The organism is Francisella opportunistica (assembly GCF_003347135.1).
GTDB classification, from domain to species: Bacteria; Pseudomonadota; Gammaproteobacteria; order Francisellales; family Francisellaceae; genus Francisella; species Francisella opportunistica.
Genome location: NZ_CP022377.1, coordinates 621,425 through 643,769, shown reverse-complemented (window position 1 = coordinate 643,769; position 22,345 = coordinate 621,425). Strand labels below are relative to the sequence as shown.

The window sequence follows — 22,345 nt, the reverse complement described above, 5'->3', positions numbered from 1 at the left end:
CTAACTCTCTAGAGAAAAACTTACGCTATGACCATTAGCCTGCAAAAACGCCTGTTTTCTTGCCTCTTTGAGATCCTCATCTATCATATCTTTACACATCTGTTGCAATGAGATTTCAGGCTCCCAACCTAGCTCTAACTTAGCTTTTGTAGCATCTCCTAAAAGCGTCTCCACTTCAGCTGGTCTGAAATATCTTGGATCAATTCTTAGTATAATATCTCCTACGCTTAACGCTGGTGCTTTATCACCTGTTATTGATACTACCTTAGCAATCTCATCTAAGCCCTTGCCACTAAATTCTAGCTCTATACCAATCTCTGTTGCACAAAGCTTGATAAACTCGCGCACACTAATTTGTTTACCTGTAGCTATTACAAAATCTCGCGGTTTATCCTGTTGGAGCATCATCCATTGCATACGCACATAGTCTCTAGCATGCCCCCAATCTCTAAGTGCATCGATATTACCCATATATAAACATTTTTCTAAGCCTTGAGCAATATTTGCTAATCCTCGAGTTATCTTACGCGTTACAAATGTTTCTCCTCTTCTTGGCGATTCATGATTAAATAAAATACCATTACAAGCATATATCCCATAAGCCTCACGATAATTAACTGTAATCCAATATGCATACAATTTTGCAACTGCATATGGTGAGCGAGGATGAAATGGAGTTTTTTCTGATTGTGGTATCTGATGTACTAATCCATATAACTCCGAAGTTGATGCTTGATAAAACTTAGTTTTTTTCTCTAGACCTAGCAATCGAATAGCTTCTAGTATCCTTAGTGTTCCTAAGCCATTGACATCTGCAGTATATTCAGGCAACTCAAAACTAACCGCAACATGAGATTGTGCCGCTAAGTTATAAACTTCATCTGGTTGTATTTCTTTTATAATTCTAATTATATTTGTACTATCAGTAAGATCACCATAATGTAATTTAAATCTACGATTTTCAGTATAAGGGTCCTGGTAAATATGATCTATTCTTTGAGTATTAAATAATGAAGATCTTCTTTTTATACCGTGAACTTCATAGCCTTTCTCAAGTAAAAACTCAGCCAAATAACTACCATCTTGGCCTGTGATACCTGTTATGAGTGCTTTTTTCATCTGCCTAAAGTTTCCTTATATAATTGTATATATTTCTTAGCAATAACTTTACTATCAAAATCTCTTAAAACTTTATATCTAGCATTTTTGCATAAAGATACATAGTTATCATTAGCTAAAATCCACTCTATACCATTAGCTAAATCTTGACTATCAAAAGGTTTTGCTAAATATCCATTTTTCTTATGGTCAATCATATCATTATTACCACCAATATCAAAAGCAACAACTGGAGTACCACAAGATAAGCTTTCCATTATCGTATTTGATAAATTTTCTTGTAAACTTGGTACTACCGTCACATCTACTGCACTATATAAGGTAACTAAACTTACGTCATCTGCCAAACTTCCTAAATAGTGTGTTTTAAACCCAAGATTAGGCGCATTTTGTGGTTTAGTACTTCCAAGCACTACCAACTCTATATCTTTAGATTGTTGCATTTTTGTCATACCTTCATTTAACTCTTTGAGGCCTTTTCGTGGATCACTTGTAGCACTCATTGCTCCAAAAAGAACTAACTTTTTACCTGTTGACAGATTCCATAACTCTCTAGCTTTGTCTTTATCAAATGGTTTAAATATATCCGTATCTATCGGATTTGGTAAATTTATATGAATTTTAGTCTTTAAAAGTGTACTGTTTTTAGAGCATTCATTGAGCCAACTACTTAAGCCTATTATTGTGATATCTTTTTTGATATTAAAAGTTTTTTGTTTTCGTTTAAACACCTTTTTGCTAAGATCATTTTGACTACTGCTTCTCAGAACTTTACAGTTACCACATCCTTTTAAAAAACCTTGACACTCTTCATCATAATGACACCCACCTGTAAAAGCCCACATATCATGAAGCGACCAAACTATGGGAGCTTTTATGCGAGCTATATCTTCTATTTTTAACATTCCTCCATTAACCCAGTGCAAATGGATAATATCAGGATTTATTTTGTTTATCTTTGTAGCAATATTATTAAACCCAAACCATGATGAGCTAAATAATGTCTTTGTTCTATTTTTATATTTTCTAACAGGCAAACCATCTATGATAGGACGAAGCTTATTTATATACTTTCTTAATCTACTATTTTCTGTAATAACAGTATAGTCATCACTAGCTTTACTTTGAACTAACATCTGACTATCAATATTAGCATCCAGTAGTGATCTGTGTAATCTATACGCAGCTCTTGCTGCACCACCTTGAATATCTGAGGTATTAACTATTAGGATTTTCATTTCTTAGCTTCTATGTATAGAGAACCCATGCCTTTATATGGTAAACCATCTTTTTTTATATCTAAAAAATAGTTATTAAAATTAACTATACTACTCTCATTGTAGCTTTTAATCTCTATATTTTTAAATCCCAAATCAAATAGTTTTTTACTTAAGGAGTATTTATCATACATCCATTGATGTCTTTCACCTATTGATGTATTTACAAATACTAAATCTCTTAAGTCCTTTGGTACAAGTAAGCGTACTAATTTCAAATAAGAATACAGTAACTTATTTTTTATTTTGTCATATGTAATTTTTCTTCTACTAGGTTTACTCTCTTTTAGAAGATCATCACCTGTTCTTTCTAGAATATAATTTGCAATATACTTATCTTTTGTTTGAGATACTTTTGAAAACATATTGCCCATTCTACCACCACGTTTATTTCTAACAAGTTGATCTAGTAGTTCCACCGTAATCCATTCATAATTTTTCTCATATTTCTTATCTTGAGTTACTAAGTTTAAAATTCTTAAATACTCTTGACAAACATTTTCCAAATCTGGAACAACAAGCCTTATAATTCCATTTTCTTTTAGAACTCTAAAACTTTCTTTTAAAACGAAATCAGCTTGATCTTGATTTAAATGCTCTAAGAAATGGCTGATATATATGACATTGATATAATTAGTTTCAAATGGTAATCCATTTAAGATATTTACCTTCTTAACTCCTTTTGACCTTGCATCAAAATCAATATTTATCCAGTCTTTATGATACTTACTACCACATGCTATATTCAACATTTTCATAATTCTAAACCTTTTTCAAAACTACTAAAACAGATAGACCATTTGGTAACATTTCATTTTTTAATCCTCTACTCAAAAATCTTCCAATCAAACCAGCAAATTTATTTTTAAACTTGTAAAAAAATGAAGTATTGATTATTTTGTTAGCAGATATTGAATTAGCTATTAAAGTAGTTAAATACCAAGACTTATGCACATCTTGAACTTTTTCATGATAGATTGTTTCAATCGTTAGATTATAAATATCTGCTATATATTTAAATGTGGTATCACTCCATCTTGTAACATGATGAGGAGGCATATTAAGGATTACATTTGTAGCATACTTTAAAAAAGAATCTTCGCTTGGGACAGCTATTATTAACCTACCACCCTTTTTTAGAGTTTTAATCTTCGATTCAATAAACTGTTTAGGATTAGATACATGCTCTAGAACTTGAAAACTAACAACTACATCAAACTCATGTGGATGTTTCTCAGCATAATCTTCTATTAATTCATTCTCAACTACTATACCATTCTGCTGAGCCATATTTTTAGCTTGCCTACTAAAATCTAATCCTACATAGTCTTTTGTATCAATATGCTTTGCGAAAGCACCTTTGCCACTACCTACCTCAAGAACCCTATCTGTAGAACTAATGTAATCTTTTGCATAAACATACTCTTCTTTATCGTCCAAATAGTACCATTCAAACTTCTGAAGAGAGTTATAAAACTTTTCATCTCCTGTTGTTAACGGATCATAAAACCTGAGCTTACAGTTATTACATTCGCAAAAGTCTATATCTTGTGAAATTAAATAGCTAAAATCTTCGCCAGTAGCTTTCTTATATAGACCTATTAGACTTTTCTTATCTATTTTTTCTAGCTTTTTAATATTTTCAGTATCACATAATGGGCAGTTCATTTTTTATTACCTATTTTCATTATCTTACGTATCACTCTTACAAAAATATTTCTTTTAAGAAAAATTACTTTAGATGTGTAAATATCAGCCTTTTTATCTGACCTTATATCAGTTGGATGTTTATTTATAATAAGCTCATATCTATGCATGTTACTAAGTCTATTTTCTTGACTTGTATGAGTAGCATCTGCTCCAAAACCTATATTTGATATAAGATTGACTCTTGGTAAAATTGTTAACCTTTGTTTTCTCCAATTTATAAAAGTCCATTGATAGTCCCAACAAGTATTTAACTTTTTAGACTTAACTAGATTAAATATATTTTCCCAGTATTTTCTAATTCTTGAATCATCAAATATATTTTTAATAAAACAAACATTATCAAAATTAGTTAATTCTCTATCATAATCAATCCAACGATCAGCCCAACTAGCCCAACCCCATATATGATTATAGATTGAAAAATAATAGTCTCCATTTCCACGTTGTTTACCATTTTGAAAGTTATTACCACTAATTTGAGCTATTTTTTTATTATCCTTATATCTATCCAACAACTCTTCACAAAACCAAAAAAAGCTCTGACTTGGCAAGCAGTCATCTTCTAAGATAATACCCATTTCTTCATTCTTAAAAAACCAAGTTATTGCATCACTAGGCGCTATTTTGCAGCCCAAGTTTTCATCTCGGAAGAGAGTTTTAACTTCACAATCCCAGTCAATGCTACTCATAATGTAATCACGAACTTTTTGAACTTTTTCTGCTTCTCCACCTTTAGACTTTCTTGCGCCATCTGACGCTACATAAAGTTTTGGTGGTTTTGCTTGTCGGGTAGCTTCAAATACTTGCTTTGTATTATCAAGCCGATTAAATACTAAAAACAATACTGGTGTATTAAGCGGATATGGTGGAATGAATTTTTCTACTATACTCATTTTATTTCCAATTATTTTTTCTGCATTCTTCTATATAATCTCTGAGTTTTCTTTTTGGCTGCCATCCAAGTGATTTTGTTTTGTCACTTATTACTCTAGCACTCATACGATTCCCGAGCCTTTCTGGTAAAATTTCAATATGACTTCCAAACATTTTAGCAACTTCTAAAACACTAAAAGCTTCATCACTACCTATACCATACTCATCTCATAGCCTAATTCACCTACTAATAATAGAGCATCGATAATATCATCAATATGAGTAAAATTTCTTTTTTGAGTTCCAGGTGATACGACAGTAAGAGGCTCACATTTTCTCATTTTCTCTTTTAATAAAGCTACCAATGTTGCATATTTACCAGTGCTTATCTCTCTTGAACCATATACATTATAGAAATAAGTGATTGCATAATTAATGTCAAACCATTTTGCATAATTTTCAACAAGTAATGTATTTGATGATTTACTCCAAGCATATGGACTAGCATTAGAATTATTGCCATCATCACCAAATTTAGTACTACTACCAGCATATATTAGTTTAGAATTATTTTTCCTAACAAATTCTAAAACTGAAAAAGTTCCCAACTTATTAAAATCAATCACTTTTTCGATATCATCAAAGCTTTGCTCTACTCTTGAATATTCACCAAGATGATAAATAATATCCGGTTTGAAGCTGATTAATTTGTCTATATCTTTAGTATTACCTCTGATATAAGTCACATTTTTAATATGGTTTGGTTTACTACCTGTAAAATAGTTATCTAAGCTATAAACTTCGATATTTGTCTTTTCACTAAGCCTTTGACAAAGATGACTACCAATAAAACCTGCTCCACCAGTTACTAATACTTTCTTCATGATTAGAATTAATTATCTCTCCTAAAAATACATCTAGTATAGACCTTATCTATCACATCTGAAAGTACATCATCGAATCTATTGGTAATTATAAGATCTGAGGTTAATTTAAATTCATCAATATTGTGGATATAACACTAAGTCTATAGTGGTGAATTTTTTCGGACAGTATTTAGTCAAAAAATAGATGTCAAATTATCAAAAATATTTTCTATTTTAACTTTACTAAAATACACATCAGCAGGAGTCTTATATTCTAAACTTTGATGATATCTATCAGTATTATAATATTCAAAGTAATCAGTCAGAGCTTCCCTAACTTCAGCTACTGACTCAAATTCTTTTAGGTATATACATTCGTATTTAACACTTCTCCATAGACGCTCAATAAATATATTATCAAAACATCTACCTTTAGCATCCATACTAATTGAGATACCTTTATTTAGCAAGGTATTTATCCAAGCGTTTGAAGTATACTGTGCTCCTTGATCTGTATTGAAAATACCACAGCTACTACTAGCTAAAGCTCTCTTAAGAGTATCAATACAAAATTCTGCTTCTAAACTAATGCTCAACTGCCAATCAATTACATACCTACTATACCAGTCCATTATTGCTACAAGATATATATGCCCATGTTTCATACGAATATATGTTATATCTGAGCACCATACTTGGTTAGGGTAGTAAACACAAATATCATTTAGTAGATATGGATATATAATATGTTCTTGTCTAGATTTTGCGCTTGTGATTGGCTTTGGGTATATAGCTTGTAAACCCATTTTATCCATCAAGTATTTTACTTGATTTCGAGTAACATCGTATCCAAGGTTATTTAGGTATACCATAATCTTTCTAGAGCCTTCATGTGGCCTTGCTGTATAACGCTCATCTATTAGACGCATTAAGTTTTCAGTATGCTCATCTATACCTTTATACTGATAATAATATACTGATCTATTTAAGCCCAAAAGTTGACACTGTCTGACTATTGAGATATCTGGATTATTTGGTTCTATTAACATTTTCTTATCCCTACAACTCAAAATTAGATTTTTTTTTCATCCAGTCAAGCTCCACTTTGAGCCTACCAATTTCTTCGTATAGCTTTGATTTTTCTTTTTCGTCTAATAAATCTTGCTTACCTGGCGGAAGTTTACCTGAAAATAGTTGTTTTATGCTCTCTAAAGCCTGCTTCTTCCAGCTTGTAATCTGGCTAGAGTGAATTTCGTATTTACTACTGATTTGAGCTTGGGTTAATTCACCTTTTATGGCTACAACTGATACCTCATATTTAAATGCAGCACTATGAGATTTTTTCTTCTTCATTTATGTCTCCTTTTCTTATCGAAGACACCTATTTTACCTTCTTAGCTACCTGTCCGAAAAAACCGTACCACTATAGCTATAATGTCCCTAGAAAAAAATACTGGTTTAAAAAGGATTTTTATTCCTAGATGTTAAACTTTAATTAGAAAGACTAGGAAATAGAAAAATGAGTAAAAAGAGAGTAACGTATACAGCTGATTTTAAAGCTAAAGTAATTATAGAATTACTAGAAGGTGATAAGACAGTTAATGAGATAGCGAGTAAATATGACTTACTCCCTAAAAACGTACACAATTGGAAGCAACAATTTTTATCTAATGCTTGTATGGCATTTGATAAAAGCTCTGTAGTTAAAGAATATAAGCAAGAAATAGATGAGCTTAAAAAAGAAAAAGATGCTACGAGTAAAAAACTTGGAGAAGTTATAGTTGAGAGAGATTTTTTGATGGGAAAGCTAAAAAGCTTGGTATCATCAAATGATAGAGTAAAGTCTATAGATACTAAGCTAGATTTATCCTTAAACAATCAGCTTAAACTATTATCCGTATCAAAGACTTTGTACTACTATACTCCAATAGCAAGATTTAGTAGTGCTGCTAATATTAAACTATTGAATACAATAGATTTGATACATACCAAGCATCCGTATTATGGTACAAGAAGATTAGTGAAATTATTAAATAGATTGGGCTTTTTAGTTGGTAGAAAATTAATCAAAAGTGCAATGGAGTTTATGGGTATTAAGGCTTTGTATCCTAATAAGAAAAAGACAACCACTATTAATAAGCAACATAATAAATATCCATATTTACTTAATGCATTTAAGAATGGCTTAAATCAAGTGGTCATAGACAAAGCTAATAAAGTTTGGAGCGCTGACATCACCTATATTAGGTTAGAGAATGGTTATGCATATTTAGCTGCTATAATAGATTGGTATAGTAAGAAGATATTAGCTTGGAAGCTTTCTAATACTATGGATACATTGCTAACAACGAGTGTGTTAAATGAAGCATTATTAAAATATGAAAAACCTGATATTTTTAACTCTGATCAAGGAGTCCAATATACTGCTAAAGAACATATTAAAATACTATCTGATAGAAATATACAGATCTCTATGGATGCTAAAGGAAGATCTATAGATAACATTGTAATTGAAAGATTTTGGAGAACATTAAAATATGAAAACGTTTATCCATCATCTTATAGAACAATGAATGAGGCAAAGCTAGGTATTAAAGAATATATTGAGATTTATAACAACGAAAGAATGCATTCAAGTATTGGATATATGACGCCTGATGAAGCATATTCTGGTATTTTGAAAGTTGCATAATAAGGAAGGAATAAAAATATCTTATAAATTGGTATTGACTAACAGGGACAGTTTATCTTGTTTTAACTTAACTAAATCAAGTTTGGTATTAGGCTTATTTCTTGTACCTTTAGGTAAATTACCTTTTAACCACTCTTGGATACTTCTAACGCTAATATTAAATCTATTTGATAATTTTAAAAAGCTAACACCTTCTGATTTTAGCTTTAATACCTTTTTTATAAAGTGATGTGAATATGCCATAAGAGTAAATAAAAAATAGTATACTACTTTTATACGTGGTTAGCTATATGAGATTTTTTCTTCTTCATTTATGTCTCCTTTTCTTATCGAAGACACCTATTTTACCTTCTTAGCTACCTGTCCGAAAAAACCGTACCACTATATCTTTTGTATGCAATCCTTTTTGAGCTGTTAGAAAAGTTAAAATAGTTGACCAATTTGTTTCTGATATGTAATATTCCATATATGTTAAGTATGTTTTTTTGTTTCACAAAACTATTTAAATATACTTAACTGCTTTATTCAATTTTTTTGTTCATGGAACCTAAGCCAACTATTGTTATTTTCATAATATTATATAATTATTTTCTCGCTTCAACGTATAAAGTTTCCCAAGCTCTATCTTTTAAATCCAAATTGAGCTTCTCATCTTGCGTAGTACCATATTTCATCTTCTTTATATCCCTAAAACCAACATCTTCTAAATATTTTTTTATTTCTTCAAAATCCCACACTGAAAAGTGAAAATAATTCTGTGTCATATTTCTTATCCCACAACATCCAGTCTTATACCTTTTTTGAAATTCTCTCACATCAATATCATTATATTCTTTATTATAGAAATCAACATACTTTTCTAGGTCAGGTACAGTTATGCGAATAATCGAGCTTGGCTTTAATATTCTATAAATTTCTTTTAAAAGTCGTTTAGCATCATCTGGATAAAGGTGTTCTATAGTATGCTCTGTAAAGACACCATCAAATGTATTATCACTACACTTAAGTGGGTATCTAAGATCTAACTTCCATTCTCTTTTCAAACTATTTTTTTTCCAGAATTTAAATCCGTAGAAAAAGTCTGCATTTATATATCCGTCAATATAATTTTCACCAGCACCAAGATTTAAGTAGTTAATGCCATCGTTTAATCGTGGACTATTATTCATAAACTTTCTTCCTAGAAAACTTTTAAATTCAAATAGAAACATGTCTTTCAAATTTACTTTATATTGCATTTTTTACATCCTTGTGTATTGCTATAAAATTTTGATATCCAAAAATTTCATTATCTGATGGATTGTATTCTTTAATTTCTAATAAAGAATTGGGTAAAAGCCTATAAATTCTATACTTCTTAGAAAGTATTTCCCAGAAATCTTTAAAGAACACCCTTGTACTAGTATTAAGCTGTGTAAACTCAAATTGGATAAATTTTACTAGATCGCTTTGAATCATTCTCTTCGAACCTCTTAACACATCTAGTTCATATCCCTCTACATCTATCTTTAATAAGTCTATTCTTTTGATATTATTTTCTTCACAAATTAAATCTACAGTTGTAACATCTACTTGATGAGATATCGTTTTTGAACCATGTACATCGGTAAATACTTTTGAACTTAAACTAGCATGTGAGGAACCGTCTTTGGACTTATAATCATATAACTTTAATATACTTTTTTCAGCAGCTAATGCACAATTAAATAATATTATATCGTTCAAACATGAACATTTTTTAGATAATACTTTAAAAGTTAAGGGGTGAGGCTCAAATGCAAAAATACTGGAGTTGCTTATATTCTCAGCTAAAAATTTTGTGTATTCTCCTTTGTTAGCTCCTATATCAAATACAACAAATTTTTTTTTCCCTATCGCATTTTTTTTTATTATTTTTTGAATAAAACTATTCTCTCCAGATACATTCATATTTTCATAATTATAAATACCTAACCCTCTTATTGAACAATAATATAGAAATTTATTAAGCTTTATAAAGCATCTCCTTGCAAATAATTTTCTATATATAGAATATATTAACCCTAACATCTTCAACTCCTATGTTAAATTTCAACTCTATTGTTAAACATTTTTAATTTTATAGATCCCAAAATCCTCGAAGATCCAATTATTTTTTATAGTCAAATAAATCGTTTTAAGAAACTTTCTAGCAGTCGCAATAATTGCCTTTCCAGCTGATTTCTTTTGCTTTATCTTCTTATAAAAACTTCCCAAATAACTACTATATCTAATAGCTATCAATGTACACTGAACTAACGTAGTCCTCGCAAGCTTATTTCCTCTCTTAGTTATCCTACCTGTTTTCTCTGTCTCATTTGAGTTAGAAACTCTAGGTACTATTCCAAAATAGGAAGCTAATTTATCAGCATTAGCAAAATCATTTACATTGCCAATATGCGATAAAAGTATACTCGCTGATTTATCGCCAATACCTTTTAAACTGTCCCTGTTAGTCAATACCAATTTATAAGATATTTTTATTCCTTCCTTATTATGCAACTTTCAAAATACCAGAATATGCTTCATCAGGCGTCATATATCCAATACTTGAATGCATTCTTTCGTTGTTATAAATCTCAATATATTCTTTAATACCTAGCTTTGCCTCATTCATTGTTCTATAAGATGATGGATAAACGTTTTCATATTTTAATGTTCTCCAAAATCTTTCAATTACAATGTTATCTATAGATCTTCCTTTAGCATCCATAGAGATCTGTATATTTCTATCAGATAGTATTTTAATATGTTCTTTAGCAGTATATTGGACTCCTTGATCAGAGTTAAAAATATCAGGTTTTTCATATTTTAATAATGCTTCATTTAACACACTCGTTGTTAGCAATGTATCCATAGTATTAGAAAGCTTCCAAGCTAATATCTTCTTACTATACCAATCTATTATAGCAGCTAAATATGCATAACCATTCTCTAACCTAATATAGGTGATGTCAGCGCTCCAAACTTTATTAGCTTTGTCTATGACCACTTGATTTAAGCCATTCTTAAATGCATTAAGTAAATATGGATATTTATTATGTTGCTTATTAATAGTGGTTGTCTTTTTCTTATTAGGATACAAAGCCTTAATACCCATAAACTCCATTGCACTTTTGATTAATTTTCTACCAACTAAAAAGCCCAATCTATTTAATAATTTCACTAATCTTCTTGTACCATAATACGGATGCTTGGTATGTATCAAATCTATTGTATTCAATAGTTTAATATTAGCAGCACTACTAAATCTTGCTATTGGAGTATAGTAGTACAAAGTCTTTGATACGGATAATAGTTTAAGCTGATTGTTTAAGGATAAATCTAGCTTAGTATCTATAGACTTTACTCTATCATTTGATGATACCAAGCTTTTTAGCTTTCCCATCAAAAAATCTCTCTCAACTATAACTTCTCCAAGTTTTTTACTCGTAGCATCTTTTTCTTTTTTAAGCTCATCTATTTCTTGCTTATATTCTTTAACTACAGAGCTTTTATCAAATGCCATACAAGCATTAGATAAAAATTGTTGCTTCCAATTGTGTACGTTTTTAGGGAGTAAGTCATATTTACTCGCTATCTCATTAACTGTCTTATCACCTTCTAGTAATTCTATAATTACTTTAGCTTTAAAATCAGCTGTATACGTTACTCTCTTTTTACTCATTTTTCTATTTCCTAGTCTTTCTAATTAAAGTTTAACATCTAGGAATAAAAATCCTTTTTAAACCAGTATTTTTTTCTAGGGACATTATACGGCTTAACCATTCTCCTATACGATGTCATATGCATCATGATGAGGTTCGATGCTAGATCCAAATTAATCTCCTTTACAGAGTCAATATGCTCTAAGTTTAAAATACAATCTAACATCTACCTGCTCCAACAAACTTCATTATAACTATTTATTGGAACTTAAACCGGTGGTTACAAGATTTATCATCTCATCTCCTTTTGATTAAAATAAAAGCTTTTAGTTTCATAAAAAAAACTTTTCTTGTTTTCTCATTAAAGAGATCAAAGAAAAAAGCAGCCAAAAAGTTAGCACCTAAAGTTGCTACCGCTGCACCTTGAATACCATATCTTGGTATTAAAATAACGTTCAAAATAATATTCGCTAAGCATCCATAAGCTGTTCTATAAAAAGATATTTTTTGCATACTTTCAGTTAAAAGCCATCTGTTACTAGCAACTCCAAGAGATACAAATATCCCAGCCCAAATATGAATCATAAGCACACTACCTGCTTGATTATACTCTTGTCCATAGAGCAAATTAACTACCCAATCGCTTAGAAATGTCATAGGAAGTGCAATAGCTATAGCCATCCACACCATCAAATCATAAAGCCTTTGAAGCCTTGTATAGTATAGTTGCTCACTTACCTTTTTTGCATTGATAATAGCAGGGAAAAGTGATGATGATATAACTACTGGTATAAAATACCAAACCGTACTAATCCTTACAGCCGCAGCAAATTGCCCCACCTCTTGTGGTCCAAGCATATGATTTATCATAACCTGATCTATATTCATATATATAGATACTGCTAAACCACTCAAGATCAAAGGCCAACTATCTCTTAATAATGACTTTGCAACAGCAAACTTAAAGCGCCAATTTTTAATATTACCAAACTTTTTAGATTGATAAAAATATATAAATCCTAACGATAAAGTAAAGCTATCTAAGACAACAACTGCAGCAAAATAAATTAGCTCAGCACCACATAAAATAAGTATTATTTTTGTAATTGATGATATTACAAGAGAGATTAAGTTCGCCAACGCTACAAATTTACTCTTTACTTGACTCTGAAAATAAAAATCAAGGATGTTAAAACTCTGCATCATAGTAGATAGTGCCACTACAAAAATTATACTCTTTGTATATAAGCTCTCTTCTGCAAAATAAAGAGCTCCAGATAGTATTATCAGCAAAACAAAAAAGCCTAATAATTTCAAACCAAAAGCGGTTCCCAGAATATTATTTGATTTACTTGAATCCTTCACTAATTCTCTGACAACTATACCATCTAGTCCCAAAGTTGTTAGCACACTAAAAAGTGCGACAAAACTACTAGCATAATTCAAAGCACCAAACTCTTTTGGTCCTAGATATCTAGCAACCCATATCCCTACTAGTAGAGATGCTAACATTCTTGATATATTACCGATAAATAACCATCCAGTATTCAAGAAGTATCTTTTAAATCCTTCTGATAGTTTCAAATTAATGGTCATTTTGTACCACTTCATCATAAACCGACTTATAACTGACAACCATCTTATCTAGACTAAAGATATCATCAAATCTAGCTTTAGCATTAGCTCCATACTCTTGAGCTTTTTGTTCATCTTGCCAAAGCTCTTTGAGCTTTTTAGTTAAATCTTGACTATCATTTGGCTTAGCTACTAATCCTGTTTGCTTATCAATATTTACAAAGGTTGTACCTGTGCCAATCTCACAAGTTATCATTGGTTTTGAATATATACTTGCCTCAAGCAAAACTAATCCAAATGCTTCTGTCCTTATATTTGAAGGTAACACCAAAGCATAACTTAATTTTAGCAATGATAATTTATCCTTGTCGTCTAATGCTCCTAAAAACTTAACATTTTGTAGATTATTTTGCTTAACTTTTTGCTCAAGCAACTCCTTTTGATCGCCATCACCAACTATAACAAGTGGATAATCTTGCTCTTGCATTGCATCAATCAAGACATCTAAACCCTTGTAATATCTCAGGCCACCTATATAAATAAAGAATTTTTCAAAGCCTATATTATTTTCCCAATAGAGATAATTTTCTTTAGCGGATAGAGGTTCAGGATCGGAGCCCGGAATGACAGTGGTGGCTGACTTTAAATCGCGTTCGGGAATGACGGAGGAGGTTGTTGATTCTAGACCAGTATTTGGAGTGACAGCCACACTACTGTCATGCTGAACTTGATTCAGCATCTCACAACTATTACTGACTATCTTATCATGCTTTTGAGATTCTGGATCGCACTTCGACAAGCTCATTGAACTTTCCGTAGGGTTTTTTTCTTCTGTATAAATTCCATAATCCTCTTGATTCAAGCTCATTGGAATAACTTTTTTAGGAGTTTGTATTTCTTTTAGAGTTTCACTAGTCTCAAGGTAGTTTGGTGATGTTGGTAATATATACTTTGCGCCCTTAAGGAATTTTCTCATTAAAGGCTTATATAACATCATCAACCTTTTTTGTTTAATAATATCTGAATGATAAGTGACTATGTAAGATTTATTTGGTCTACAGATAATATGTAACAAATCAGCATACGGATATGGAAAATGATAGTGGATAATATCAACTTGCTTAGTTAATTCTTTGAATTTCTTAATCGCTGAAAATGAGAAAGTTGTCGAAGCAATATTTAAATTTGTTTTAGCAAAATGTAGTGTATACAAACCTTTATGGGGCTGTTGAAAGCTTACCCAATTTGTGTGTTTAAAGCTTAATTCTTTAACGCTGTGCATCTTAGGCCACTATTCTAAAGTTTTTCTTTATGTTTTATTAATATTTCTGATATTTGGATACACGTATCCTAGTTCAAGCACAAATTGAGTGGGTCAAGCACTACAAGTCGCTTAAGATTGAAGCAAATAGATTTCATCAGTTCAGCAAAGTGATTTTTTGAAACTCCTCTATATCTAACACGTTTATCCTGATGAGCAAACACTCTTTCATAAGGTGAACGTATAGCACTAAACCAACTGTCTTGATCATGATTTTTACCAAGCATATTATTCTTCTTTATAGCTTTAAGGTCACAACAGTTATCCCTGGCAGTTTTGTTAGCATATTTTGTACAGTATCCCTTATCAGCATAAATCGCACCACCATCAGGGCAAACATATTTTATACCCTTTGCGTCTGTAACATTGGCAGGTGTCACAGCTACTTTATTAATCAGTCCACTCTGCATATCTACACTAGTATGTTTCTTATAACCATACCAAAATTTATCTTTACCTTTACAGCCTATACGTGCTTGCTTATCTATAGCTACTTTAGGAAGTATTTCATTATTTAACTTTTCATATTTCTCTTTGATAGCTTTATCTCTTTCTTTCCAAAGATTAGCTTTAGCTATTAAGTGACTAGCATCAACAAAACTAAAGACTTCATTGATAAATCCTTGTTGTTTTAATTGCTTTCTTAAATCATTAAAAATTTCCGATATAAAACGAGTACCTATATTCTTTCTAAATTTACAAAATACACTATGATCGGGAGTTTTTTCTAATAATGTAAATTCACAAAACCATTTTGCTGCGTTATTCTCTTGTAGATATTTCTCTAATTCTCTATCGCTAAGATCTTCCATAAATTGTAATAGTAAACATTTAAATAAACGTAGCATTCCATAACCTTTATAAGGGTTATCTTTTTCAAACTTCTTTAATTTCTTAGCAACATTTTTAAAATTCCAAATCGATACAAACTTACGATATATATGATTTCTCGGTACTAAGTCATTAAGACTTATCATCTCTAGTTGATTCATCAGATAAGCATATGAAAATTAATATAACTATATTTTAACAAATATTATTCTATATATGGCTAGTTTTCAACACGCCCTTTATATATAGTTTGATTTTTTTTACCCATAGCGAGTATGTGTATCTCAACCTCGTACTTTTTAGCAATAGCATTCGATAGCTCATGTATAAATTTCTCTATACCGCCATAAGTATATGGATAAAAAGATTTAAAAACATGTAAGATTTTCATTTTCTAGATATTATTCTCTTTTGCATAATTTTGCCATTTAAGCATATCATGACAAATATCATCTATATTTTTTTGCGTCTTAAAGCCTAATTCTCTTTTAGCCTTGGCAACATCTGCAAAACTCGCTGCAATATCACCTGCTCTTCTAGCTACTATCTGGTATGGAATCTCTTTACCTAGCGCTTTTTCATAAGCTTTGACAATCTCTAATACAGAATAGCCATTTCCAGAACCAAGATTATAAGCTCGCCAACCAGGTTTATCTTGTGGGAGCTTTTCTAATGCTAGTATATGACCTATTGCTAAATCTACCACATGAATATAGTCTCTAATACCAGTACCATCTTTAGTTTCATAATCACCACCGAATATGCTTAGTTTAGCTAACTTACCAGCACCTACTTGCGCGACATAAGGCATGAGATTATTAGGGATACCTTGTGGATCCTCACCTATCATACCGCTGCTATGAGCTCCTACCGGATTGAAATATCTAAGACAAGTGATATTGAAATTATTATTAGCATTTTGCAAATCTCGCAAAATATCTTCTAACATCAACTTAGTTGCACCATAAGGATTAGTTGTACTTAGAGGCATATCCTCTGTAAATGGTGGTTTATTGTTCATCCCATATACAGTAGCTGATGAGCTAAACACAAAGTTATAAACTTTATACTCTTGCATTAGCTCAAGTAAATTTAAAGTGCCTTGGATATTATTATGATAATACTCGAGCGGCTTCTCGACACTCTCACCTACAGCTTTAAAGCCGGCAAAATGAATCACTGCATCAATATCATCCTCCTGAAAAACTTTTGCTAGCTTAGTTTTATCTAAAAGATCTATTTGATAAAAACCAAAATCTTTGTTTGTGATTCTTTTAAGTCTATCTACTACAGATAATTTACTATTTGAAAGATTATCAACCACCACAACTTGATAATCTCTATCAAGAAGTTCTACCACTGTATGACTACCTATATAACCTGTACCACCTGTTACTAAGATTTTTTTATTCATAAATATACTCTATATAGTTTTTATCTTTTTTCTCTACAAAATTTAATTGAGACTGTTGTTTAGTTTTTATAAACAACCGCAAAATTTTCATAGCAATAACTCTGATAGTCTCTATAATTATTAATATATCAAATATAAAGCTCCAGCGCCTAATATATACTAGATCTAACTTTAACTTATTTTCTGGTAGAGTTGTATAACTTGTCAAAACTTGCGCATAGCCTGTGATACCTGCCTTCACTTTTGTCCTGTAGAAAAACTCTGGAATTTCTTGGCTAAACTTATCTATCAACTCCTGTCGCTCTGGTCGTGGCCCTACTATCGACATATCGCCTTTTAAGACATTAAAAAACTGCGGTAGCTCGTCTAGCCATATAGGACGAATTATTTTACCGACTTTTGTGATTCTAATATCATTATCAACAGCCCAAATTGCTCCAGTTTGTGATTCAGCGTTTACTTTCATACTGCGGAATTTTATTAAATTAAATCTTTTTCCATTTCTAGTAACTCGCTCTTGAATAAAAAATGGTGAATTTCTGTCTTCTAAATAAATCACCACAGCAGTTAGTAGCATGATCGGCAATGTTAAGATAATAACTACTAAACTAAAAAAGATATCAAAAATTCTTTTGATAATTTTTGCTTCATACGATAAACCAAAATTTTTTACACTCATAGCTAAGCTATCGCCAAGAGGCACTAGTACCGCTCCCCAAATTGATATTTCATATTTTCTTGGGATAAGAACCACTTCAAGGTTATATTTGCTTAGAATTGATAAATCATTATCATCTAATAGCTGCAATGCTTTATCTTAGATAAATGCCTTTTTATAGCTATATGCCACATCAGCTAGGCTCAAACCCTCGTTATCTATACTTAAGTATCCAGCAATTATTTCTCTAGGTAGCTTAACAGCCTCCGCCTTAGCAAAAAGCCACTCTTGCTCTTGTTCTAAACCAATAATTAAGATTTTGCTATAGATAGTATTTCTTATCAACCACCTAAAAATATTACGTGATACAGATAACATCACCAGTTGCAGCAAAAAACCTAAAATAATTAAGCTACGCGGAAATGAGAATCCTCTTAAAAAAAACGCTAGTGATGTTATAATAATTGCAATAGCTAATCCACACAATAAAACTTTTAGAACATTTCTTGATTTAGATACCTTTTCACCATTAGTGTATTCTGCTATAAGAAAAATTAATAAAGATGTTACTGCTATAAAAACCGCCATAAAATTAAAACTACTAAAATTACTAGTATCGTAATTTAATAGATGTAAAGGTATAGAGTAACTTAGTAATACAACTATTACAGATATCCCTAGCTCTATTGTTCTGAGAATGATCGCTAAATTAAATTTTATTGAGTTCATCTCTCATCTTATCAATAGTTTGCTTATAGCTATCAGCATTAAAAATAGCTGAACCGGCAACAAAGGCATTTACCCCGCATGCTGCTATTTCAGCGATATTGTACGGATTTACCCCACCATCTATCTCTAACAAAATATCTCTAGCTGTAGATTTAATCCATTGCGAAACTTCTTTGGCTTTATCAAGCATAGCTGGAATAAACTTTTGCCCACCAAAACCAGGGTTTACTGACATTATTAATACTCTATCAATATGACTCTCAACATACTTCAAACAATCTATACCTGTAGCAGGATTTAAGGCAAGCCCAGCCTGAATACCAAAAGATTTAATCAGCTGTAAACTTCTATCAATATGTTCGCTTGCTTCAGGGTGAAAAACGATACTAGTTGCTCCAACTTTGGCAAAACTCTCAATCAAAGTATCTACTGGTTTAACCATAAGATGAACATCCATACCAGCAGTTATACCATAGTCTCTCAGAGCTTTAAGTACCATAGGTCCGAATGTCAGATTAGGTACATAGTGGTTATCCATAACATCAAAATGAATATTATCAGCGCCAGCTGCTAAAACTGCTTTAACATCATCGCCTAATCTAGCAAGATCTGCAGAGAGTATAGAAGGATTTATTTGAATATGTTTCATAATAACTAGTTTAAATAACTTAATACACTTGAAAATTCTATCATATTGAAAGTAAAATTTGGTTATATAAAATATAAAATTTATGCCGATAGATATTAGCTAAAAAGATTTATTAGCAAGTTTAGCAAGCTTTATTACTTATTATTTTTTGGAGATTAGCGTGACTGGCCATATTAAAAATGCTGTAGAGACATTTCGTTTAGAGATAGAAACATTAGAAAAATTAAAAAATTCTATTGATGGGAGTTTTGAAAAAGCCTGTGAGATTATTCTAAAAAATAGTCGTGATAAAGGCCGCGTAATAATAACAGGTATGGGAAAATCAGGTCATATAGGTAAAAAAATGGCTGCAACACTCGCTAGTACTGGCACGCCTGCCTTCTTCGTACATCCAGGTGAGGCTGGGCATGGTGATTTTGGTATGATTACCAAAAGTGATGTATTAATAGCTATTTCAAACTCTGGAACCTCCTCAGAAATCATGGGATTAATGCCAATGCTAAAATATCTTGATATCCCAATAATTGCTATGACTAGTAATCCAAAATCTATACTTGCTAAAAACAGTGATATTACTCTTAATCTAAATGTTGACAAAGAGGCATGCCCACTTAATCTTGCTCCTACATCAAGCACTACAGCAACTTTAGTATTAGGTGATGCTTTAGCTATTGCATTACTTAAGGCAAAAAACTTCTCAGCAAAAGACTTTGCCTTCTCACATCCTAATGGTGCCTTAGGTAGAAAATTAATTTTAAAAGTTGAGAATATTATGCGTAAAGGTAGTGAGATACCAATAGTTAAACCAACAGATAATATTCGTAAAGCAATATTAGAAATCAGTGATAAAGGAGTTGGGAGTACTTTAATTATCGAAAATAACAAACTTTTAGGTATTTTCACCGATGGTGACTTAAGAAGAATGTTTGAAGCAGAGAGTTTCAATTCTCAGCGAGCTATCTGTGAAGTCATGACAAAAAACCCTAAAACAGTCTCTAAAGAAGAGATGGCGATAACTGCACTCGAAAAAATGGAGAAATTTGAAATTACAAGTTTAGCCGTAATCAATGAAGATCATAATATACTAGGCATAATAACGATGCATGATCTTGTCAAACTTGGACTTAGATAAAAAACACCTAGTAGTTTAAATCATTAGTTGAAAAAAGCTTCGCTGGGCGTAAATCTTTAAGTACTTTTATATTATCTAATAATTATTAGTTTAAATTATACTTATAAGATCTACATCTATTTAGATTAATTAAGAAGTTTTTCCAATAAAGTAAATTTATTAAGGTGATAAATTTTGCTTAGAGAACATTACCCATAGACACACAATGATAACCAGCATCCACATGAACGACTTCTCCTGTTATACCTGTTGCCATATCTGAACATAAAAACGCTACAGTATTACCAACTTCCATAATATCAACATTTTTCTTAAGTGGAGAAACCATAGCATTATAATCAAGCATCTTCTTAAAGTTTGAGATACCAGAAGCTGCAAGAGTTTTGATAGGACCAGCTGATACAGCATTTACTTTGATACCATCTTCACCTAAAGCTAAAGCTGTATATCTAACTGTAGCTTCTAGAGATGCTTTAGCAATACCCATAGTGTTATAACTTGGCATAGCTTTTTCTGCACCGATATAAGTAAGAGCTACCATAGAAGCATTACGGTTCTTCATCATGCTGCGACCTTCTTTAGCTAATGCTGCAAAAGAATACGCACTGATATCGTGAGCAATACTAAAGCCTTCACGAGTTACACAATCAATAAAATTGCCTTCTAACTGGTCACGAGGCGCAAAAGCTATAGAATGAACAATACCATCTAGACCATCCCACACTTTACCAAGCTCTACAAATAAATCTTTGATTTCTTGATCCGAAGTTACATCACAAGGCAAAACTGCTGCAGGATTAAATTCTACACATAATTTTTCTACTCTATCTTTAAACTGACCAACGTAAGTAAAAGCAAGCTCTGCACCTTCTCTATGCATAGCTTTTGCGATACCGTAAGCTATCGACTTATTACTTAAAAGCCCTGTAATTAATATTTTTTTTCCTGCTAGAAAACCCATTTAAACTCTCCTTTATGAATGTTTTATTTTAAATTTAAATCTAAGCAATAGAATTCACTCAACTTGATTATACAGTACAAATATTTCAAAGTAATATATATAATTATAATTAATCATAAAATTAAACACTAGCCTAATTTGGTGAGAGAAATACTCCATGAATTATAAAAATAAAAAAATAGTTCCTATACATAATGGTGAAGTAACCTTTGATCGCGCTAAAGAAACCTGGAATATTATGAAAATAACATCTGAGCTTGTAGAAGGTTATGAGCGTCTAGATAAACTTACTCCAGCTATAAGTATATTTGGATCAGCAAGGTTAAAAGAGAATAACAAATATTACTTAGAAGCAGTTAAAATAGCAGAGAAACTATCTAATCATGGTTTTACAATAATTACAGGTGGCGGGCCTGGTATAATGGAAGCAGGTAATAAAGGAGCATCTTTGGGTAGCTCTTATAGTGTAGGCTTAAATATAACTTTACCACATGAACAAACTCCTAACAAATATCAAGATATTAGCTTACTTTATAGATATTTTTTTACTCGAAAAGCAATGTTTATTAAGCATTCTATGGCTTATATAGTAATGCCCGGAGGTTTTGGTACTATGGATGAACTTTTTGATACTGCAACTCTCGTTCAAACTAAGAAAAAAGCATATATGCCAATTATCCTTTTTGGTAAAGATTTCTGGGAAGGGTTAGTAGACTGGATAAAAACAACAATGTTAGAAAATGATGTCATAGATAAAAATGATCTTAAAATTTTACATCTTGTTGATACTATTGATGAAGTTGTTGAAATTATTCGAGACTACTACCAAAATTCTTATCATGCTAAAGAACACGCAAAAATAGTTTTTTAAAG

20 protein-coding genes and 3 pseudogenes are annotated in these 22,345 nt (G+C 31.3%); 3 read left to right on the top strand and 20 right to left on the bottom strand.

Going from position 1 to position 22,345, the window contains the following annotated elements; translation table 11 throughout:
• From gmd to CGC45_RS03115, 7 genes are all read right to left on the bottom strand, one after another.
• On the bottom strand, positions 1-1,119 hold the full coding sequence (gene gmd / locus CGC45_RS03150; RefSeq protein ID WP_071628922.1) for a GDP-mannose 4,6-dehydratase: 1,119 nt from the start codon (positions 1,117-1,119) through the stop codon (positions 1-3).
• Positions 1,116-2,357 carry a glycosyltransferase family 4 protein gene (locus CGC45_RS03145; protein WP_071628921.1) on the bottom strand — a complete coding sequence of 414 codons (1,242 nt, stop codon included), beginning with the start codon at positions 2,355-2,357 and terminating at the stop codon, positions 1,116-1,118. Before CGC45_RS03145 ends, gmd begins: the two co-directional genes overlap by 4 nt.
• Positions 2,354-3,154 (bottom strand): class I SAM-dependent methyltransferase, encoded by an 801-nt coding sequence (locus tag CGC45_RS03140; RefSeq protein ID WP_071628920.1) that lies wholly within the window; start codon positions 3,152-3,154, stop codon positions 2,354-2,356. Before CGC45_RS03140 ends, CGC45_RS03145 begins: the two co-directional genes overlap by 4 nt.
• 4 nt (positions 3,155-3,158) lie before the next feature.
• Positions 3,159-4,064, bottom strand: a complete 906-nt coding sequence (locus CGC45_RS03135) for a class I SAM-dependent methyltransferase (protein ID WP_071628919.1) — start codon at positions 4,062-4,064, stop codon at positions 3,159-3,161.
• Positions 4,061-4,999: a nucleotide-diphospho-sugar transferase gene (locus CGC45_RS03130; RefSeq protein ID WP_114702042.1), complete on the bottom strand. Its 939-nt coding sequence runs from the start codon at positions 4,997-4,999 to the stop codon at positions 4,061-4,063. The genes CGC45_RS03135 and CGC45_RS03130 overlap by 4 nt, the downstream gene beginning before the upstream one ends.
• Positions 5,000-5,191: 192 nt before the next feature.
• Complete coding sequence (locus tag CGC45_RS03125) at positions 5,192-5,863, bottom strand: NAD-dependent epimerase/dehydratase family protein (protein ID WP_198150412.1); 672 nt, start codon at positions 5,861-5,863, stop codon at positions 5,192-5,194.
• A gap of 176 nt (positions 5,864-6,039) precedes the next feature.
• A protein-coding gene (locus tag CGC45_RS03115) for an IS3 family transposase (RefSeq protein WP_114702041.1) occupies positions 6,040-7,198 on the bottom strand; the annotation gives its coding sequence in 2 pieces (ribosomal slippage) (positions 6,040-6,921 and positions 6,923-7,198; 1,158 coding nt in all).
• Between the two features lie 166 nt (positions 7,199-7,364).
• Here CGC45_RS03115 and CGC45_RS03110 point away from each other — a divergent pair.
• On the top strand, positions 7,365-8,537 hold the full coding sequence (locus CGC45_RS03110) for an IS3 family transposase (RefSeq protein ID WP_071628911.1): 1,173 nt from the start codon (positions 7,365-7,367) through the stop codon (positions 8,535-8,537).
• Positions 8,538-8,558: 21 nt separating this feature from the next.
• Here the strand turns inward: CGC45_RS03110 and CGC45_RS03105 are convergent, their stop codons facing one another.
• The 12 genes and pseudogenes from CGC45_RS03105 to rpe all read right to left on the bottom strand — a co-directional run bounded on the left by CGC45_RS03105 (position 8,559) and on the right by rpe (position 19,379).
• Positions 8,559-8,780, bottom strand: a complete 222-nt coding sequence (locus tag CGC45_RS03105) for an IS630 transposase-related protein (RefSeq protein WP_071628915.1) — start codon at positions 8,778-8,780, stop codon at positions 8,559-8,561.
• Between the two features lie 341 nt (positions 8,781-9,121).
• Positions 9,122-9,706 (bottom strand): class I SAM-dependent methyltransferase, encoded by a 585-nt coding sequence (locus tag CGC45_RS03100; protein ID WP_162790172.1) that lies wholly within the window; start codon positions 9,704-9,706, stop codon positions 9,122-9,124.
• Between the two features lie 58 nt (positions 9,707-9,764).
• Positions 9,765-10,586 (bottom strand): FkbM family methyltransferase, encoded by an 822-nt coding sequence (locus tag CGC45_RS03095; protein ID WP_071628913.1) that lies wholly within the window; start codon positions 10,584-10,586, stop codon positions 9,765-9,767.
• A 33-nt stretch (positions 10,587-10,619) separates the two neighbouring features.
• Positions 10,620-11,009: pseudogene (locus CGC45_RS08995) on the bottom strand (transposase); the annotation flags it as partial.
• Between the two features lie 40 nt (positions 11,010-11,049).
• Complete coding sequence (locus CGC45_RS03085; RefSeq protein ID WP_071628911.1) at positions 11,050-12,222, bottom strand: IS3 family transposase; 1,173 nt, start codon at positions 12,220-12,222, stop codon at positions 11,050-11,052.
• A 277-nt stretch (positions 12,223-12,499) separates the two neighbouring features.
• Positions 12,500-13,798 (bottom strand): flippase, encoded by a 1,299-nt coding sequence (locus tag CGC45_RS03080; RefSeq protein WP_071628910.1) that lies wholly within the window; start codon positions 13,796-13,798, stop codon positions 12,500-12,502.
• The gene (locus CGC45_RS09140) at positions 13,788-15,059 is read right to left on the bottom strand and encodes a glycosyltransferase (protein WP_371665000.1); all 1,272 of its coding nucleotides are present in this window, start codon (positions 15,057-15,059) and stop codon (positions 13,788-13,790) included. The genes CGC45_RS03080 and CGC45_RS09140 overlap by 11 nt, the downstream gene beginning before the upstream one ends.
• Positions 15,060-15,127: 68 nt before the next feature.
• Positions 15,128-16,090 carry a transposase gene (locus CGC45_RS03065; protein WP_071628504.1) on the bottom strand — a complete coding sequence of 321 codons (963 nt, stop codon included), beginning with the start codon at positions 16,088-16,090 and terminating at the stop codon, positions 15,128-15,130.
• 77 nt (positions 16,091-16,167) lie between these two features.
• Positions 16,168-16,320, bottom strand: a pseudogene (locus tag CGC45_RS03060) (glycosyltransferase family 4 protein); the annotation flags it as partial.
• 3 nt (positions 16,321-16,323) lie between these two features.
• Entirely contained in the window at positions 16,324-17,343 is a 1,020-nt protein-coding gene (gene galE / locus CGC45_RS03055; RefSeq protein ID WP_071628908.1) for a UDP-glucose 4-epimerase GalE, read from the bottom strand.
• Positions 17,336-18,730, bottom strand: a pseudogene (locus CGC45_RS03050) (sugar transferase). The gene galE and the pseudogene CGC45_RS03050 overlap by 8 nt, the downstream one beginning before the upstream one ends.
• The gene (rpe, locus tag CGC45_RS03045; RefSeq protein WP_071628906.1) at positions 18,711-19,379 is read right to left on the bottom strand and encodes a ribulose-phosphate 3-epimerase; all 669 of its coding nucleotides are present in this window, start codon (positions 19,377-19,379) and stop codon (positions 18,711-18,713) included. Before rpe ends, CGC45_RS03050 begins: the two are co-directional and overlap by 20 nt.
• A gap of 160 nt (positions 19,380-19,539) precedes the next feature.
• Here rpe and CGC45_RS03040 point away from each other — a divergent pair, with 160 nt between their 5' ends.
• A complete protein-coding gene (locus CGC45_RS03040) occupies positions 19,540-20,511 on the top strand; it encodes a KpsF/GutQ family sugar-phosphate isomerase (RefSeq protein WP_071628905.1) in 972 nt (323 codons plus the stop codon).
• A 178-nt stretch (positions 20,512-20,689) separates the two neighbouring features.
• Here the strand turns inward: CGC45_RS03040 and CGC45_RS03035 are convergent, their stop codons facing one another.
• Entirely contained in the window at positions 20,690-21,472 is a 783-nt protein-coding gene (locus CGC45_RS03035) for an enoyl-ACP reductase FabI (protein WP_071628904.1), read from the bottom strand.
• Between the two features lie 157 nt (positions 21,473-21,629).
• Between CGC45_RS03035 and CGC45_RS03030 the strand changes: the two genes are divergently transcribed.
• Positions 21,630-22,343, top strand: a complete 714-nt coding sequence (locus CGC45_RS03030; RefSeq protein ID WP_071628903.1) for an LOG family protein — start codon at positions 21,630-21,632, stop codon at positions 22,341-22,343.
• Positions 22,344-22,345 lie beyond the last annotated feature (2 nt).